Here is a 17,973-nt window from a genome sequence, read left to right on the forward strand (position 1 = left end):
GTCGGGTAACGGTCGCGGCTGGGCAAACCGCCACTAACGTTCAACACGCTCCGCGGTGTCGTGCCGGTATGGACGCCGCCGAATTCCGGGACTCGGTTGCGGAGTCGATGGCCATCGAACTCGAGCGGCTCGGGTCGTCGAAACTGCTCGTCGCGCTCACCGACGCGGACCTCGCCGAAGCGACCGTCCTCCGAATCGCCGCAGAGAGCGAACGGGCGGCGATGGAGACGTTCGAGGCGTGGGCCGACGACGAGGGCCACGAAGACGCGCGGCAGCTCTTCGGTGACTATCACGAGCAGGAACGGGATCACTACGATCGGATCGCGGCCGACCTCGAGGACGAATCGGCGGTCGACGGGGACGCCGGACCGATGCACGAACACCTCCGGTCGCTGGAGACGACGGCGGCTCGCCTCGGCGGGCTGGTCGGACGAGCGCTGGTCGGCGATCGAACCCACCTGCAGCTCGTGAACTTCTTCGTCAACGAGGGCGACGAGAAACGCGCCGACCGGTTCCGAGAGTTGCGGACCGAAACGGCCGCGCAGGGTGACCGGGCGGCCGCGTTGCTCGAGGAGATCTGTACTGAGGACGACGACTGGGAGCGAGCGCGGACGGCGGCCGAGGACGCGATCACCGCGGCCTACGAGGCCTACGCCGATTCGTTGGACGACCTCGGTCTCGATCCGAAGCCGATCTGTTGAGGGGTGAGCACTGAGCGCGGAGAGCGGTTCGAAATCGTCGACTCGGAATCGGAACGAATCCGGAAGGCCGGGCGCTGCCGTCGGTTCGCGGAGAGAAACAACTGCGTGGACTCGAATCGCGACGCAGGTCGGCCGGTAGTTCGATTACTCGACGAAGTCGATGTCTTCGCCTTGAGCGGGCGCTTCGGGCTGGACGGCGTCTTCGCCGTCGGGCCGGCCGTAGATCTGTGGCGATTCGACGCCGGTGACGACGATCATCGTCCGCATGCTGCCCTCGAGGCTCTCGTCGATCGAGGTCCCCCAGATGATGCGGGCGTCGGGGTCGATCCGGTCGTAGATCTCCTCGACGACGCCTTCGGCCTCCTCGATGGCCATGTCGTTGCCGCCGGTGACGTTGACCAGCGCGGAACTCGCGCCGGAGATATCGACGTCGAGCAGCGGCGAGCGCAGCGCGGTCTTGACCGAATCTTCGGCTTTCGCCTCGGAGTCGGACTCGCCGAGGCCAATCATGGCGACACCGCCCCGTTCCATGACGGTACGAACGTCGGCGAAGTCGAGGTTGACGAGGCCGGGTTTCGTGATGAGTTCCGTGATGCCCTTGACCGAGCGCATCAGTACCTCGTCGCTGACCTTGAACGCCTGCCGGACGGGGAGTTTGCCGACGGAGTCGAGCAGTCGGTCGTTGGGGACGACGATCACGGTATCAGAGACGTCGCGCAGGCGCTCGAGGCCGGCTTCGGCGTTGGTCCGCCGAACCTCGCCCTCCGCGGTAAAGGGCGTCGTGACGATCGAAATTGTGAGCGCGCCGGCCTCGCGGGCGGCCTTCGCGACGACCGGTGCGGACCCGGTTCCGGTGCCGCCGCCGAGGCCGGCCGTGACGAAGACCATGTCGGAGCCGTCGATGGCGTCGTAGATGTCCTGTTGGCTCTCGAGGGCGGCTTCCTCGCCGACTTGGGGCAGGGAGCCGGCCCCGCGGCCACCGGTCTTCTCCTCGCCCATGAGGATCTTGGTGTCGGCGTCGATCTCCACGAGGTGCTGGACGTCGGTGTTGGCGGCGACGAGTTTCGCGCCGTGGATGCCCTCCTCGTGCATGCGGTTGATCGTGTTCCCGCCGGCACCGCCGCAGCCGACGACCGTGATATCGGTCTGGAGATCCTGTAGAACGTCTTCCAGTTCGTCGTCGGTCATCGTCCCGGTCTGTCGGCCGTCTGATCCGTTCGTGCCGGCCGACTGCCCGCCCTGTGGCGCGTCGGCGGGGTCCGCGGCCTCCCCGTCCTCGGCCTCGTCGATTGCGTCGTCGATTAGAGAGTCCATTCTTGGCCCTGTCTAAACAATGGAGCATAATTACCTTTCCCCTACACGTCAGCCGCCTGTCTGACACGTTAATAGACTCTTATGTGTCTGCGCGGGAAAACGACGAAACAGCCGGTCTGGAAGCCGTAAGTGGTACTTATTGTCGATTCGCGAGCCGGTCAGATCGGAAACCGACGCGTCCGCTCGGTCCGAACCCTCTCGGGACTGACCGTTTCCCCGTCGACGGTGACCGATTCGCCGTCGGCGAGCGCGCCGAACTTCGGCCCCTCCGGCACGCCGACCTGCCGCGCTAACCTGGGGTCGAACGCCGTCTCTTCGGCGACGACGGCGTCGTCTTCGACCGTCACCGCGTCGTACTTTTCCTCGAGCACGCCGGCCAGTTCCTCGATAATCGTCTCGAGTGCGTCGCTCGAGGGGTCCTCGCGCTCGGATTTACCTTCGGAATCAGTCTCGGCGGTTTCGGATTCGCTCTCGGGAATCGCCGCCCGCGAGCCGACGCGGCTCCCGCCGTTGTCGGTCGTGAAGGCGACGGTTTCGGTCTCGACGATCGCGCGGACGCGGTCCGGGTCGATCCCCTGTGCAGTACTGACGAGGTCGGCCGGGAGATCGACGACGGCGAACGGGTCCGCGAGTCGGTCGCCGAAGCGAACGCCGTCGTCGACGGCCCCCAGATCGGACTCGACTCGATCGACCACCTCGAGCGGCCGGTCGTCGACCTCGCGCAGCCACGTCTCGCTGACGATCCGGCAGTCCATCGATTCGAGGGTCTCCTCGAGGACCGGCCACTCGCCGTCGAGCAGCGCAATCTTCGCCTCGCTGGCGTCGAAGGCGCGCTCGAGGACGCCGCGGTGGGCCGTCGGGTGGTCCATGGCCTCGAGGGCCCAGTCGGCCGCGACGTGGCCGACCGCCCACGACGTCTTCCGAACGATCCGCTCGAATCGCGGGGCGTAGTGGTTGCCGCCGAAGCCGACGACCTGTCTCGAGCGGTGGGGATCGACTGTTCGAAGCTCGAGGATGGCGCGGGCGACGGCGTCGGCACCGTCGGGGTCATCCCACTGCTCGTCGCCGCTACCCAGTTCCGCGAACAGCGAGGGGCAGCCGACATCGGTGGGGCCGTGGTGGGTGGCCTCCATGCCAACCTCGTACTCCTCGGGAGCGTACTCGTCGAACGCGGCCAGCAGGCGGGCGAGCGCGTTCGGAGCCGCGTCGGCGACGGCGTCGGGCTCGCCGCCGAACTCGGCCGGGCCGAAGTTCCCCGTGAAGTGGCCCGTCAGCAGCGCGCCGGTGTCGCCGGAGTGGCGCGAGGCGAAGACGAGCAGGTCGGGGTCGCAGTCGAAGGCGTCGGCGGGCGACTCGAGGTCGATGTGGAGGTCGTCGAACGACCGGAGTTCGGCGTCCTCGAGTCGGTAGTAGGTCCCACCGCCGTCGGCGTCGGGTCGGGAGTCGTCGGTCCGTTCCGTCCAGTCGGCGCGCTCGCGGAGGCGGTCGCAGATATGCGTCGAGGCGCGGTCGACGCGGCTCTCGACGATAGCGAGGGTCATACTCTTGCTCGAGGGTTGGGACCGTTAACGTCGCCGGTTCGAGACGCGTCGACGCAGTCGACGCTAAAAAGCCGCGGCGCAAGCTACCAGTGGTTTTTCTGCCGTGGGAAGAGTGAACATGCCATGGTGGTTGGTGGCCGCAATGAGGGATAATCCGTGTGACCACGCGGCGTCGCCGGACGAGACGAGTCGCGCCGCAGAACGAAGCGACCGACAGATCGATTGCATCGATGTCAGCGAGCTGAGCGGCGTCATCAGCGACGCCGCCATCGCGCTGCTGGACGCCGGTGGACGCGTCACCGCGTGGAACGACGGTGCGTATCAACTCATGGGATACGACGAAGCGACGATCGGCGGCTCGCACTACCGGACGTGCTTTCCGGCGGACGCCCGCGAGTCCGGTCGGCCGGAGCGGATACTCGAGCGAGCGCGCGCGGACGGGAAAGCCGAGGACGACGGCTGGCGAGTCCGGAGCGACGGCAGTCGGTTCTGGGCCCACGAGGAAATTGCACCGATCCGCGAGGGCGGCGCGGTCGGAGGCGACGCACCCGACGGAGCCGACCTGCGGGGATACGTCTGGTTCGTCCACGACCGCACCGAGGAGCGCGAGCGCAAACGACAGCTCCGCGAGGAGAAGGCGTTCACGGAGAGCGTCTTCGAGGCACAACCGGACATCGTCTACGCGTTCGACGCGGACGAGAACTACCTCGAGTGGAACGATCGGGCGCCGGAGGTGACGGGGTACACCGAGTCCGAGCTAGCCGAGATGAGCCCGCTCGAGTTCGTCGTCCCGGAACACCGCGAGCGGATCGCCGAGGCGGTCCAGCGGGTCCTCGAGGAAGACGAGTACGTCGCCGTCGAAGCGGACCTCCTCACGAAAGACGGGCGTCGAATCCCCCACGAGTTCAACAGCGCCCGGATTACCGGCATCGACGGGAGCGTGCTGGGATTTACCGGGACCGCCCGCGACATCACCGACCGCAAGGCCCGCGAGCGGGAACTCCGCGAGGAGAAGGCGTTCACGGAGAGCATCCTCGAGGCCCAGCCGGACATCCTCTACGCGTACGACCCGGAGGGAAACCTGATCGAGTGGAACGAGCAGTTCCAGCGCGTCACCGGCTACGAACCGGACGACCTCACCGGGATGCATCCGCTCAAATTCATCGCGCCGGCGGATCGGGATGGGATCGGCGATGCCATCGACCGAATCCTCGAGGAAGGCGAGCGCATCACGACCGAAGGGCAGATCCTCACCGAAGACGGGCGTCGAATCCCCTACGAGTTCAACAGCGCCCGGATCACCGACGACGACGGAGCCGTACTGGGGTTTACCGGCGTCGGTCGGGACATCACCGATCGCAAGGCCCGCGAGCGTGAACTCGAGCGCCTCGAGCGGCTCAACGCGATCGTTCGGACGATCGACGAGACGATGGTCGCGGCGGAGACCCGTGAGGAGATCGAAACGGCGATCGTCGAGGGGTTCGCGGCCGCGGACGTGTATCGGTTCGCGGTCATCGGGCGGGCCGACCCCGCGACGACGAGCGACGGCTACTCGTGGGAGCCCGCGGCCCGGGCGGGAATCGACGCGGCGACGGTCGAGGAGGTGCTCCCGTCGTTCGTCGACCCGCCGGCCGACGGGTCCGGTACGTCGCCGTTCGAGACGCGGACCGTCCAGTGCTACCGGCACCTCCACGAGAGCCCGATCGACGAGTGGCGAGCCGGCGCCGACGACCGGGGCTACGGCTCGGTCGCCGTCGTGCCGATCACTGCGAGCGATCGGTCCTTCGGCGCGCTCGTGATCGGTGCCGACGAACCGTCGGCCTTCGCCGATCGGGAGCGGGAGGTGCTCCAGGAGTTCGGCGGCACGATCGGCCACGCGATCAACGCGATGGCGGTCCGTCGCCTCCTCTACACGGACACCGTCGTCGAACTCGAGTTCGAGTCGACCGACCGCGGGGACGTCTGTATCGACCTCTCGCAGCGAGGCTCCTGTACCCTCTCGATCGATCACGTCCTGCCGCTGACTGACGAGGTGTTCGTCTACTACCTCACCGTCACCGACATCGATCCGGAGGAGGTTCGAGACGTCGCGCGGGATGACCCCGCGATCACGGAACTGCGCCGCATCGATGAGACCGAAGACGAAAGCTACTGGGAGGTCGTCGTCCGCAGTTCGACGATCACCGACCTGCTCGGGGAGTACGGCGCGCGGCTGCAGTCGAAGGTCGTCCGCGACGGCGTCGCGGAGTTCACGGTACAGGTGAGCCCCGACGTGAACCTGCGCGAACTCGTCGGCGCGGTCACGTCGGCCTACCCCGACACCCGGCTCGTCTCGAAGCGAACCGTCGACCGCCCGGTCGAGACGCGCGGCGACTTCCGGCGGACCGTCGAGTCGCTGCTGACCGAGAAACAGCGACTGGCGCTCGAGGCGGCCTACCACGGCGGCTACTTCGAGTGGCCGACTCGAAACAGCGACGCGAGCGAGATCGCGGATCGGCTCGGTATCGCTCGCCAGACGTTCCACCAGCATCTGCGAGTGGCCCAGGCGAAGCTTCTCTCGGCGTATTTCGGCGGGGACGAGTGACCACCACTCGGCGATACCAGAGCATGCTGGTACAGTTCTTTCCCCCGGCAACCGTCTCTAGCAAGCAATGAGTTCACCCCCGGACACCGAGACGACGACAACTGCGTTGGACATCCTCGCGGAGCCGCAGCGACGATACCTGCTCGCGACGCTGCTCGACCGCGAGGGCTCGTCCGCCGTCGTCGGGTCGACGGCGTCGGAACCGATGTCGATCGCCGCGCTCGCGACCGAGGTCGCGACCGTCGAACACGACTGTCCCATCGTCACCGACGACCAGTGCGAACGGGTTCACGTCTCGCTGGTTCACAAACACGTCCCGCGGCTGGTCGACACCGGCATGCTGTGCGAGATCGCCGGTGAGGACGCGACGACGGTCGCGCTCACCGACCATCCGATTCTGGAAACCGAGTGGGTCCGGACGCTCCTCGACGACCCGACCGGCGACGCGTTCGCCGTCAGCGAGGCGACGCTGAACCGGACGCTCGCGGCACTTCGGAACCCGCGCAGCCGTGCCGTCTGCGCCGCGCTTGCGAGGCGTCGCGGAGCCGTCCCCGTCGCCGACCTCGCCGCGGCGGTCGTCGCGCGGGAGGCGAGTGACGGAACCCGACTGGTCGACATCAGCGAGGCAGAGTGTCGGACGGTCACCGCGGCGCTCGCCCACGAGCACCTCCCCGCGCTTTCGGACGCGGGTCTCGTGGCGTACGACGATATCGCGAACGGTGTCGAACTGGCGACCGACGCGCCGCAGTGGCGGGTCGACTGGATCGCCGAGGGGCTGCTCGGGGAGGCCGCCGATCTCGTCCGGGCGGCATCGGAACGGCGGGCCAGCGCGGGCGAAACGGGGGCCGCGATCGAGGCGACGGCGACGCCGTCGACCGCGCCGGAAGCGGGCGAGAGCGGCGACGAAACGGGCGTCCGCACCGATACCTGCTGGACGCTCGAGGGGCGGACGAACGTCTTCGACAGGGGGCACGAAATCGCCGACGGTGCCGAGGATGAACTGTTCGTCATGGTCCCGAACGCCGAGATGCTCCGACCGGCGTGTCTCGAGCGCTGGCAGGCGGCGGCCGACCGGGGCGTCGACGTCTACGTCGGGTCGCGGTCGCCGCGGGTCCGCGACACCGTCCGGTCGGCGGTGCCGACCGCGACCGTCTGCAAGCCCCAGTTCGACTGGCTCAACTTCCCGATGGAGGCGACGTACCACGGGTACGTGGTCTTCGCCGATCGCGAGTCGGCCATGCTCGTGACGATCGACGACTCGAGGCCCGACGGAGAGCCGCGGATCGGCGCGATCACCGGCGACGGGCGGGCGAACGCGCTGGTCTCGGTCGTGTGCGAACAACTGGGACCGCGCCTCGATCGGCTGACGCCGACCGGCAACGCGCGCGACGGAAGGCCGCTGCCGATGTGACTCTAGCCGAAGCGACGCGTCGATTCGGTCGGTGGACCCGTCCGAGTCGACCTCAGGGTATCAGCAGGTAGATAAATCCGAGATAGCCGGCGATGAGGACCGCGCCGTCGATCCGGGTGAGCCGCCGGCCGTATCCCATCAGTCCGACCAGGAGGACGGTAAAGGCGACCATGATCGGGAGTTCGAACCGGAGCGTCGCGGGTTGGATCTCGATCGGGGTGATCAGGGCCACGATTCCCAACACGGCGAGGATGTTGTAGATGTTCGAGCCGACGACGTTGCCGACCGCGAACTCGGTCTCGCCGCGGACGGCCCCGACGACCGAGGCGGCCAGTTCCGGAAGCGACGTTCCGAGCGCGAGCACCGTCAGGCCGATAACGAGGTCCGAGACGCCAAGCGCCGACAGCAGCCCCGTCCCGCCGGCGACGAGCCACCGCGAGCCGACGACGAGCGTGACCAACCCGCCGGCGACGAGCGCGATATCTCGGATCGAGACCCCGGCACCGGCATCGGGGTCGTCGGCCATCGGTGCGGGATCCGCGTTGACGTAATAGAGGAGGAAGGCCGTGAATCCCCCAAGGACGAGCAGGAAGATCGCTCCCTCGAGGCGGCCGATCCGGCCGTTCGCACCGAGTCCGACGAGGAGGATCGCGGCGAGTACCATCGTGGGGACGTGTCGGCGCATGACCCGGTCGGCGATCGGGAGCGGTTTGATCAGCGCGGCGGCCCCGAGCACCAGCCCGATGTTCGCGATGTTCGAGCCGACGACCGCGCCCAGACCGATATCGGTCGAGACGTTCAACGCGCCGATCGTCGAGACGAACAGTTCCGGCGCGGTCGTCGCGAACGCGATCACCGTCACGCCGACGGTCGTCGCCCGAAGCCCGATCCCGAGCGCCAGCCGACCCGCGCCCGCGACCAGCAACTCGGCACCGCCGTACAGCGCGACGATCCCGCCGGCCAGCAAGAGGAGAAATAACGGGGTTCCGGAGAGCATGCGGCCGGCTACTCAGGACGCGGTGAAAAGCGACCCGAAACGGAACCGGTCCGCGCGACCACCCGTCGACCCGATCGAGAGAGTACTCGGCGAACGGCAGGTCCGCCCGAAGGCAGACCGATTATAGTCCCGCCGCCTCGAGTGTCGAGCGAGATGGCTATGGACGTATACGGTCTGCTCGGCAACCCGGTCGGCCACTCGCTGTCACCGCCGATGCACGAGGCGGCCTACGACGAACTCGGGCTCGAGGCGCGCTACGTGACCTTCGAGCCCGACGTGGACGACATCGAAGACGCCGTTCACGGAGCCGACGCGCTCGGCGTTGCGGGGCTGAACGTGACGATCCCGTTCAAGCAGGACGCCCTCGAGATCGTCGCGCCCGAGGATCTGGCGACCCGGATCGGCGCGGTCAACACGATCGACTTCTCGGGGTCGGGGCCGCCGACGGGTTATAATACGGACGCCGTCGGCGCGTTGCGCGCGTTGCGCGATCACGACGTGGCAGTCGAAGACGCCCGGGCGGTCGTCGTCGGTGCCGGCGGTGCCGGCCGAGCGGTCGCCTTCGGCCTCGCGGACGCCGGCGCGACCGTCGCGATCGCTAACCGGACCGAGCAGACGGCCCACGAACTGGCCGACGAGGTGCCCCGCGCGACCGGCCACGGGCTCGGGGACCTCGAGAAACTTGTCGGAAACGCCGACATCCTGGTCAACGCCACGAGCGTGGGGATGGAAGAGGACGCGACGCCGGTGCCCGCCGACGCGCTCCACGAGGAGCTGGCGGTTCTGGACGCGGTCTACCGGCCCCTCGAGACGCGGCTCCTGGCCGACGCGGCCGAGGCCGGGGCGACGACCGTCGACGGCGCGTGGATGCTGCTCTATCAGGGCGTCGAGGCCTTCGAGATCTGGACCGGTCGGGACGCGCCGGTCGCGGTGATGAACGAGGCGCTGCGCTCGCGGCTGTAAGCGAACGGACACGATAGCTGTCCTCCCTGTCAGTATCAGGCGAATTTAAGTGTCGGAGCCGACTACATCGAGATAATGGCAATCCTCCAAAAGCTGAAGTCCCTGTTGGGGTTCGACGAGTCGGACTCGGAGCGGGGAGGCGCTCGAGAGGTCGGGGTAACGGTCGAACGGGAAGGGTCGACGGACGACGGGAGCGGCGTCGACGCGGATCGAAACGAATCGGCGACCGGCGGACGAACGACCGGAACCACAGAGCCGCCGCAGTCGGCCGCGACGGGCCCGAGTGCGTCGAAATCGACCGAGCCGGAGCCGGAGACGGAATCGGCGGATGGTTCGGACGAAACCGCCGAACCGGCGGAATCGACCGGCTCGAGTGTGGCCGAAACTCCGACGGCAGCGGAGACGCCGGACCAACCCGCAGAATCCTCTCCGGTCGAGGAGGCCGAACCCGACGCCGAACCGGCCGCGGACGCCGAGGTGGACGAGACTGAGACAGCCGCCGAGAGCGAGCCGGACGCCACAGCCGACACCGACGGAGACGTGGCCTCGAGCGATGCCGACGCCGACGCTGACATCGACGCGACTGTTGACGAACCCGACGAGGAATCGGACGCCGGCACTGGGGCGGCCGAAGCGGCCGAGACCGAAGCCGAGGAACCCGCGGAAACCGAGTCGGCCGAGACCGAAGCCGACGCCGAGACCGACGAATCCAACGGGGAGTCCGTCGACGTGATCAAGGGAATCGGCCCGGCCTACGCCGACCGGCTCGCCGGGGCGGGCGTCGACACCGTCGGCGAACTCGCCGCCGCGGACGCCGCCGAACTGGCCGAACAGACCGACATCTCCGAGAAGCGCATTCAGGGCTGGATCGACCGCGCCGAAGTCCGATAATCGATCCGACCGTCGAACCCGCGTTCTCTCATCTCCGTTCTCTCTCTCTTCGACGCGATTTTCGCTCTTCGTCCGCGCTGTTTTCACCCGTTGGCTAGCTCTCCCGTCGTCGAGGCCCGGAACCGCAAGCGAATTACTGGCCCGGTCCGTCTCGAGGCACATGAGCGATCCGCGCGTCGTGACGACGCTCGACTCGTTTCGCGCCGCCGCTCGCGACGGCGACGGTGCGTCGGCCGCGGACGAGGAGGAGTGCACGTCGGCGACACAGGCCGGACTCCGCGTTCCCGTCGAAGCCCGCGTGACCGTCGACGATCCGTTTCTCGCCTATCGGCGAGCACGCGACGGCGACGGGGGTGCCTTCCTCGAGACGACCGGCGGCCAGCCCGGCTGGGGCTACTTCGGCGTCGACCCCGTCGATCGGCTCACCGTCGGTGCCGACGCAATCCCGCGGGCTCGAGACGGCGACCGGTCGCCGAGCCTCGCCGCGCTCGAGGGGCTGCTCGCGAGCGACCGGCTCGCACGCGGCGACTGCGACGTACCCTATCCCTGCGGCGCCGTCGGCTGGCTCGCCTACGATATCGCCCGCGAACTCGAGGCGCTGCCCGACTCGGCCGTCGACGATCGGGGATTGCCCCGGCTCGAGGTCGCCGTCTACGATCGGCTCGTCGCGTGGGAGGAACCCGTTGAAGGCGACGTGACGCTGCGGATTACGGCCTGTCCGCGGGTTCCCGTCGGGACTACCGACGGCGACCTCGAGGCGGCCTACGAACGCGGCCGCGAGCGGGCGCTGGAACTCGCGCGGGCCCTCTGCGAGGGTAATCCCGATATCGGCGAACCGCCGGTCTCGAGCCCGGAAGCGACCTTCGAAAGCGAGTGCGGTCGCGAGGCATTCGCCGACCGCGTGCGACAGGTCAAGGAGTACGTCCGTGACGGCGACACCTTTCAGGCGAACATCTCGCAGCGGCTGGTCGCGCCCGCCGCGGTCCACCCCGTCGCCGCCTACGACGCCCTGCGGCGGGTCAATCCGGCCCCCTACTCCGGTCTGCTCGAGTTCCGAGCGGCCGATCTGGTGAGCGCGAGCCCCGAACTGCTGCTGGAACGCGAGGCGCCGCGCACCTCGGAATCCTCGAGCGGCGCGGGGCGCGAACACAGTGTGCGCCCCGATGGAGCGAGCGGGGAGGGACGACCCGCGAGCGGGCGGCGAGAGCGCGACGGCGACTTCGTCCGAACCGAACCCATCGCCGGCACGCGCCCGCGCGGGGACACGGCCAAGGAAGACAGCGCGCTCGAGGCGGATCTGCTGACAGACGAAAAGGAACGCGCCGAGCACGCCATGTTGGTCGATCTCGAGCGCAACGACCTCGGGAAGGTCTGTGCGTACGGCTCCGTCGACGTCGAGGAGTACCGCCGGATCGACCGCTACGCCGAGGTGATGCACCTCGTGTCGAACGTCACCGGCCGACTGCGGCCCGACGCGACCCTCGCCGACGCCGTCGCGGCGACGTTCCCCGGCGGCACGATCACCGGCGCGCCGAAGCCGCGGACGATGGCGATCATCGACGAACTCGAGGCGACCCGTCGCGGGCCCTACACGGGTAGCGTCGGGGTCTTCGGCTTCGACGGCCGGGCCACCCTCAATATCGTCATTCGGACGCTGGTCCGCCACGCCGACGAGTACCACCTGCGGGTCGGCGCGGGCATCGTCCACGACTCCGATCCCGATCGCGAGTACGACGAGACCCTCGACAAGGCCCGCGCGCTCATCGCGGCCGTCGACGACGCGCTCGGCCAGCGGGCCGATATGGGACTCGAGGCGGACGGCGAAGCGGACTCGAAGCGAGCCGACGGAGGTGACGCCGGTGACTGAGTCCGCACCCGAAACCCGAATCCTCGTCGTGGATAACTACGATTCGTTCGCATACAATCTCGTCCAGTACGTGGGCGAGATCGCGGACGACGTGATCGTCCGGCGGAACGACGACATCGACATCGCGGGCGTTCGCGACCTCGAGCCGACCGGAATCGTCGTCTCGCCGGGTCCCGGAACGCCACAGGAGGCCGGCGTCTCGATGCCGCTGTTCGCCGAGACGGAGATTCCGACTCTCGGCGTCTGTCTCGGGCATCAGGCGCTGTGTGCGGCCAACGGCGCGCCGGTCGTCCACGCACCCGACGTCGTCCACGGAAAGCCGTCGGCGATCACCCACGACGGCGAGGGCCTGTTCGCCGGGCTCCCCGAGACGTTTCAGGTCGGTCGCTACCACTCGCTGTCGGTCGAGCGCGCGGACCTGCCGGAATCGCTCGCGGAGACCGCCCGAACGACGGACGAACGCGGCGTCCTGATGGCGGTCCGCCACCGCGAGAAGCCCCATCTCGGCGTGCAGTTCCACCCCGAGAGCATACTTACGCGGGCCCAGCCCGACGCGGCGACCGGATCAGATGGGGCGGACGGTACAGATAGTACGAACGGTACGGACGACGGCTCCGGCGACGACATCTCGCTCGAGCTCGGCAAGCGGCTGATCGAGAACTTCTGTCGGTTCGCCGCGACGGCCGATCGGGGTGAAAACCGAGCATGAGCGACGAACTGCGCTACCACGTCGACGGTGACCTCGTCCCCGCGAGCGACGCCACCGTCAGCGTCGACGACCGCGGCTTCCGGTACGGCGACGCCGCGTTCGAGACGCTTCGCGCCTACGGCGGGACCGTCTTCGCGTGGGACGACCACGCCGAGCGACTCGAGCGGACCTGCGAGTCCCTGTCGCTCGAGCACGGGCAGTCGGCCGCGGACCTGCGCTCGCGGATCGTCGAGACGCTCGCGGCCAACGACCTCGCGGACGCCTACGTCCGCCTGTCGATCACGCGCGGGGTGCAGCCGGGCAAACTCACGCCCCAGCCCGATGTCGATCCGACGGTCGTGATCTACGTCAAGCCGCTTCCGCGCGGTGGTCTCGAGGGCGAACCCGTCTGGGACGGCCCGGCGACGGTCCAGACGGTCGAAACACGGCGGGTCCCCGACGAGGCGATCCCGGCCGCGGCCAAGACCCACAACTACCTGAACGGAATCCTCGCTCGCGGGGACCTCGAGGGCGACGCGGACGAGGCGCTCATGTGCGATCTCGATGGACGGATCGCGGAAGGGGCCACGAGCAACCTGTTTTTCGTCCGCAACGGGACGGTACACGCGCCGTCGACCGACGGCCCCGTGCTGCCGGGAATCACGCGGGGAATCGTCCTCGAGATGGCTCGTGACGCCGGGATCTCGGTCCGCGAACGGCGGTACGAGCCGGCGGCCGTGCTCGAGGCCGACGAAGCGTTTCTCACGAATCGGACGTGGGAACTCCGGCCGATCGAGACGCTCGACGGGCACGCCATTGGCGGCGGGCCCGTGACTGACCGGCTGTCGCGCCTGTACGACGAACGCGTCGAGGAGTCGTGTTACCGGTAGAGCTGAGAACGATCACTGACCGCGTCAGCGCAGCCAGAATAGGGTGCTGCCGCCGCCGAGGTACGTCAACAGGAACGCGATCGTCGCGCGGTAGATCGACTGTGTGAGCAGGGTTCCGGCGATCAGATAGCCACACGTGAACAGGCCGGTGGCGACGGCCGATGCGGCGATCGTCCACAGGACGTCTCGCGACCACGACTGACCCCGTGGCCCGTACTCGTCGTGTGCGGAGGGAACGAGCACGCCGATCGTGACGAGCAGGAGAAAGCCGCCCGCAAACTCGTCCCAGTACCACGCGCTGCCCGTGCCGACCGCCATCGCGATCGGGACCGCCGTGAGCAGGACCGGCAGGGAACCGGAGCGGAGATCGTCGCGGAACCGGTCGCGAAGGGAGGGCTGAGTTGAGGACATTGATATCGAGTGATATGACCGAGAGGATAAAAAACCTATTCAGCGATTGAACGGTTTCGATTCCGATTCCGCGCCGTGTGGTTCGACGCGATAGCGACGGGCGACTCAGTCGTCGGACTCGGCGACCGAGGGACTCGCCTCGCCCGATTCGGGCGGTGACTCTAGTAGTTCGCGCTCGGTTCCCGTGAGCTCGAGCGCGAACTCGCTCCCGAACGCGCTCGCGGGCGTCTGGAAGCCGGCCGGTATTCCGTCGCTCTCGAGCACCCGCTCGGCGGCCGTCACCGCCGACTCGACCGTGAGCGCGTAGGGGTTCGGCGTTCGGAGCCGGGCGCGGGCGCACCGGTCGCCGGTCTCGTCGCGGACCTCGCCCCAGACGACGGCGCTGCCGGTCGCCAACTGCTGTTCGTCCGGCCCGTCGAGGCGGGCGTCGATCAGCCGCCCCAACAGCCCCTCGACGGGCTGGCTCTCGAGGAGCCACTCGAGGGAGTCGACGGCCGACAGGACGCTGGTCGCCCACGATGGAGCGGCGGCGTAGACCTCGACCGACTCGATACCGGTGCTGTGGGCGGCGGTGACGACGTCGCCCCACGGGACCGTGACGGCGTGCTCGGGGCCGTCGCCGAAGTCGACCTCGCGCGTTCGGAACGCGGTCGGGACCTGAATGAGTCGGCCGTTCCGCCGGACGACGCCGCCGCCGAGGTGTTCGACGAGCGTCCGGGCGGTGCCCCGCGAGATCCCCCCGCCGCCTTTGATCCCGAGCGCCAACCGATCGGCGTCGGGGAGCCGGTCGGCGAGAAAGGCCGCCAGACAGTCCGAGGGAACGACGTCGAAGCCGACGCCGGGAAGCAGCGTGATCCCCGCCGCTCGAGCCGCGGGGTCGCGCTGGCGCAGACACTCGAACACCGGAAACTCCCCCGTGATATCCAGATAGTCCGTGTCCGTCTCGAGACAGGCCTCGACCAGCGGCTCGGCCGTCTCGACGAACGGGCCGGCACAATTGAGAACGGCATCGAACGTCGCGAGATGGGAGGCGATGTCGGCCGACTCGAGGTCGAAGGTCCGGCCCTCGACGCCGAGGTCGTCGGCTTGGGCGGCGACGGCGCGGCCGTTCCGGCCGGCGAGAGCGGGCGAACCGCCGCGAGCGACGGCCTCGCGTGCGATCAGCCGCCCCGTGTAGCCGTAGGAGCCGTAGATGAGAAGGGAGTCCATAGGCGGCGTAAGTGAGAGAGGGGTTTAAAATTCCGTCAGACATTTGCTCGCTCAGTGTCGTAACGTTCAGGGCGACCGACTCGTAACCGGTCGGTGATGGAGACAGGACGGATCACGGCGCTTGCGGACGTACCCGAGGACTCGACGTTTCTGTTTCGCGTCGCCGACGACTCCGGCGAGGAGCGAGAAGCGATCCTCGTCGCGGACGCGGACGGGGGAGTCGCCTGTTGGCTGAACTACTGCCAGCACCTCACGCACATCAAACTGGACAAGGGGTCGGGCGCGCCGATGCGAGACGGCGAACTCGTCTGTGCGAACCACGGCGCGTACTTCGAGGCCGACTCCGGGCACTGTACGTTCGGCCCCTGTGAGGGCGCGTACCTCACTGATCTCGAGGTCACCGTGTCCGACGGCGACGTCTACCTGACCGACGAGGCCTACGAGTTCGTCGGGACCGGCCCGCTCGAGGGCGATGACCTCGATCGGACCTCGACCTCGAACGTGGAGTTCTAGACCGCGTCGGGCGCGACGAGATCTCGCTCCTGATCGTACTCGAGCAGTCCGGCGTCGACGAGCCGCGGGAGGTGGTCGTGGTACAGGGAGAGATAGACCTCCTGGACCCGTTCGGCCGAGATGTTCGTCACGCTGTGGCCCGTCTCGCGAACGGCGACTTCCTCGGCCGCGTCCGGAAGCGTCAGTTCCTCGCCGTAGGTCTGCATGACCGCGAGCAACAGCCGACGGCGCTGGTCCGCGAGGAGTGCAAACGCGTCGTCGAGCGACTCGGCCGACGCGTCGGACTCGTCGTGCTCGTCGAGCCAGTCGAGTACCGTTCGGACGAACTCGACGCAGTCGCGCTCCGAGTGGGATTTGGAAGTCATGTGTTCAGTGGTCTCGAGTCGAACGGCCGCAGCGGAGAACGGAACGACATCGCGGCGGTTCGGCGGCCGCCGTTCGCTCGAGTGTTCGTGTCGGGTTCTCGCCTGCGCCCTAAATATTAGTATCGGATTGGTCCCGGAATTATCAGCAGTTGATTACAGTCCGGGAGTGGCGACTGTCAGTCGCGCTCACTCGATCGTGAACGTCGGCTCGTCGATCGACTCGCTCTTGCAGTCGGGACACCGCGAGGGGAGGTTCAGCAGGTCGTCGTAGTCGTCGAACCCGCAGTCACGACAGGTCGGCGGTGCGACGAGCAGCTGTTCGTCGGTCCCGTCGACCGACTGGGAGACGTGTTCGACGTGGCGGATCACCGCGTGTGGCGTGAGATCGAGCCGGGTGGCCAGTTCGCTCGGCGTCGCGGGTTCGGCGCGGAGGGAGTCGGCGAGTCGCTGTCGCGTCGTTTCGTCGGCCTCTCGCATACGTTGGCTCACGAGGGTCGTGCATTTATACTGTCGGCCGTCAGCCAGCGCGGCGAGAATCACTCTGTGGAGTCTCGGGTCGGCGACTCGAGCGTCACAGCAAACCGGTGAAAGGGCAAGTAACTTACCCGGTGCAGGTGAACATCGGGTCATGAAGGCCGTCGTCCTTGCAGGCGGGTACGCGACGCGAATGTGGCCGATTACCAAACACCGGCCCAAGATGTTCCTCCCGGTCGGCGAGTCGACCGTCGTCGATCGCATCTTCGCCGAACTCGAGGCTGACGATCGGATCGAGGAGGTCTACGTCAGCACGAACGAGCGGTTCGCCCCCGACTTCGAGGCCCACCTCGCTGACAGCGACTTCGACAAGCCACAGCTCTCGATCGAGGAGACGACCGAAGAAGACGACAAGTTCGGCGTCGTCGGCGCGCTCGCACAGCTGATCGACCGCGAGGATGTCGACGACGACCTGCTGATCATCGCCGGCGACAACCTGATGAGCTTCGGCGTCTCCGACTTCCTCGACTACTTTCAGGAGCGAGACGCGCCCACCCTCGCCGCCTACGACGTCGGCTCCCGCGAGAAGGCCAAGTCCTACGGGCTGGTCGAACTCGAGGGCGATCGAATCGTCGACTTTCAGGAGAAGCCGGACGATCCCAAGAGCACGCTCGTCTCCATCGCCTGTTACGCGTTCCCCCGAGCGTCGCTCGACCTCCTCCCGACCTACCTCGAGGACGGGAACAATCCCGACGAGCCGGGTTGGTTCGTCCAGTGGCTGCAAAACCGCGAGGCAACCTACGCCTACACGTTCGAGGGCGCGTGGTTCGACATCGGGACCCCCGAGAGCTACCTCGACGCCGTCGCGTGGCACCTAGACGGCGAATCGTTGGTCGCCGACTCGGCGACGCTCGAGGACACCACGATCGGCGAGAACGTCCACGTCATGGACGACGTAACGCTCGAGGGCACCGACCTCGAGCACACGGTCATCTTCCCGGAGGCGACGGTCCAGAACGGCGACATCCGCCGCTCGATCATCGATCAGGGGACACACATCGAGGAGTTGGACCTCGCCGGTGCGCTCATCGGCGCTCACACGACGATTACGAACGGCGCGGACCAGTAACGGGCTCGAGCGCGTTTCTACCCGT

General features: G+C 67.9%; 17 protein-coding genes. 10 read left to right on the forward strand and 7 right to left on the reverse strand.

Features of this window, described 5'->3' with window-relative positions:
* Positions 1–68 precede the first annotated feature (68 nt).
* Positions 69–701 (forward strand): ferritin family protein, encoded by a 633-nt coding sequence (locus tag FEJ81_RS15585; protein ID WP_138246152.1) that lies wholly within the window; start codon positions 69–71, stop codon positions 699–701.
* A 144-nt stretch (positions 702–845) separates the two neighbouring features.
* Here FEJ81_RS15585 and ftsZ read toward each other — a convergent pair whose 3' ends face one another.
* Complete coding sequence (gene ftsZ / locus FEJ81_RS15590; RefSeq protein WP_138246153.1) at positions 846–2,015, reverse strand: cell division protein FtsZ; 1,170 nt, start codon at positions 2,013–2,015, stop codon at positions 846–848.
* A 158-nt stretch (positions 2,016–2,173) separates the two neighbouring features.
* Complete coding sequence (locus tag FEJ81_RS15595) at positions 2,174–3,556, reverse strand: D-aminoacyl-tRNA deacylase (protein WP_138246154.1); 1,383 nt, start codon at positions 3,554–3,556, stop codon at positions 2,174–2,176.
* A 142-nt stretch (positions 3,557–3,698) separates the two neighbouring features.
* Here FEJ81_RS15595 and FEJ81_RS15600 point away from each other — a divergent pair, with 142 nt between their 5' ends.
* Both FEJ81_RS15600 and FEJ81_RS15605 read left to right on the forward strand, forming a co-directional pair.
* Positions 3,699–6,140, forward strand: a complete 2,442-nt coding sequence (locus FEJ81_RS15600; RefSeq protein ID WP_138246155.1) for a PAS domain S-box protein — start codon at positions 3,699–3,701, stop codon at positions 6,138–6,140.
* A 67-nt stretch (positions 6,141–6,207) separates the two neighbouring features.
* The gene (locus tag FEJ81_RS15605) at positions 6,208–7,551 is read left to right on the forward strand and encodes a DUF7344 domain-containing protein (protein ID WP_138246156.1); all 1,344 of its coding nucleotides are present in this window, start codon (positions 6,208–6,210) and stop codon (positions 7,549–7,551) included.
* A 52-nt stretch (positions 7,552–7,603) separates the two neighbouring features.
* Here the strand turns inward: FEJ81_RS15605 and FEJ81_RS15610 are convergent, their stop codons facing one another.
* Positions 7,604–8,548 carry a calcium/sodium antiporter gene (locus FEJ81_RS15610; protein ID WP_138246157.1) on the reverse strand — a complete coding sequence of 315 codons (945 nt, stop codon included), beginning with the start codon at positions 8,546–8,548 and terminating at the stop codon, positions 7,604–7,606.
* A 159-nt stretch (positions 8,549–8,707) separates the two neighbouring features.
* On the opposite strand from FEJ81_RS15610, the gene FEJ81_RS15615 reads away from it, so the two are divergent.
* The 5 genes from FEJ81_RS15615 (at position 8,708) to FEJ81_RS15635 (ending at position 13,847) form a co-directional block, all read left to right on the forward strand.
* On the forward strand, positions 8,708–9,511 hold the full coding sequence (locus tag FEJ81_RS15615; protein ID WP_138246158.1) for a shikimate dehydrogenase: 804 nt from the start codon (positions 8,708–8,710) through the stop codon (positions 9,509–9,511).
* A gap of 75 nt (positions 9,512–9,586) precedes the next feature.
* Entirely contained in the window at positions 9,587–10,402 is an 816-nt protein-coding gene (locus tag FEJ81_RS15620) for a helix-hairpin-helix domain-containing protein (RefSeq protein WP_138246159.1), read from the forward strand.
* A 160-nt stretch (positions 10,403–10,562) separates the two neighbouring features.
* Positions 10,563–12,269 (forward strand): anthranilate synthase component I family protein, encoded by a 1,707-nt coding sequence (locus FEJ81_RS15625; RefSeq protein ID WP_138246160.1) that lies wholly within the window; start codon positions 10,563–10,565, stop codon positions 12,267–12,269.
* Positions 12,262–12,978 carry an anthranilate synthase component II gene (locus tag FEJ81_RS15630; RefSeq protein ID WP_138246161.1) on the forward strand — a complete coding sequence of 239 codons (717 nt, stop codon included), beginning with the start codon at positions 12,262–12,264 and terminating at the stop codon, positions 12,976–12,978. The genes FEJ81_RS15625 and FEJ81_RS15630 overlap by 8 nt, the downstream gene beginning before the upstream one ends.
* Entirely contained in the window at positions 12,975–13,847 is an 873-nt protein-coding gene (locus FEJ81_RS15635; RefSeq protein ID WP_138246162.1) for an aminotransferase class IV, read from the forward strand. The genes FEJ81_RS15630 and FEJ81_RS15635 overlap by 4 nt, the downstream gene beginning before the upstream one ends.
* A 24-nt stretch (positions 13,848–13,871) precedes the next feature.
* On the opposite strand, the gene FEJ81_RS15640 is transcribed toward FEJ81_RS15635, so the two are convergent.
* A complete protein-coding gene (locus tag FEJ81_RS15640; protein ID WP_138246163.1) occupies positions 13,872–14,258 on the reverse strand; it encodes a hypothetical protein in 387 nt (128 codons plus the stop codon).
* A gap of 105 nt (positions 14,259–14,363) precedes the next feature.
* Positions 14,364–15,467 (reverse strand): saccharopine dehydrogenase family protein, encoded by a 1,104-nt coding sequence (locus FEJ81_RS15645; protein WP_138246164.1) that lies wholly within the window; start codon positions 15,465–15,467, stop codon positions 14,364–14,366.
* Between the two features lie 96 nt (positions 15,468–15,563).
* Between FEJ81_RS15645 and FEJ81_RS15650 the strand changes: the two genes are divergently transcribed.
* Positions 15,564–15,980, forward strand: a complete 417-nt coding sequence (locus tag FEJ81_RS15650; protein WP_138246165.1) for a Rieske (2Fe-2S) protein — start codon at positions 15,564–15,566, stop codon at positions 15,978–15,980.
* Here the strand turns inward: FEJ81_RS15650 and FEJ81_RS15655 are convergent.
* Both FEJ81_RS15655 and FEJ81_RS15660 read right to left on the reverse strand, forming a co-directional pair.
* Entirely contained in the window at positions 15,977–16,345 is a 369-nt protein-coding gene (locus FEJ81_RS15655; RefSeq protein ID WP_138246166.1) for a DUF7344 domain-containing protein, read from the reverse strand. The two genes, FEJ81_RS15650 and FEJ81_RS15655, sit on opposite strands and share 4 nt — an antisense overlap.
* Positions 16,346–16,531: 186 nt before the next feature.
* Complete coding sequence (locus FEJ81_RS15660; protein ID WP_138246167.1) at positions 16,532–16,822, reverse strand: transcriptional regulator; 291 nt, start codon at positions 16,820–16,822, stop codon at positions 16,532–16,534.
* Positions 16,823–16,973: 151 nt separating this feature from the next.
* On the opposite strand from FEJ81_RS15660, the gene FEJ81_RS15665 reads away from it, so the two are divergent.
* Positions 16,974–17,948, forward strand: coding sequence for a sugar phosphate nucleotidyltransferase (locus FEJ81_RS15665; RefSeq protein ID WP_138246168.1), 975 nt, complete (start codon positions 16,974–16,976; stop codon positions 17,946–17,948).
* Positions 17,949–17,973: the final 25 nt, after the last annotated feature.

It is taken from the genome of Natrinema versiforme (assembly GCF_005576615.1).
GTDB classification, from domain to species: domain Archaea; phylum Halobacteriota; class Halobacteria; order Halobacteriales; family Natrialbaceae; genus Natrinema; species Natrinema versiforme_A.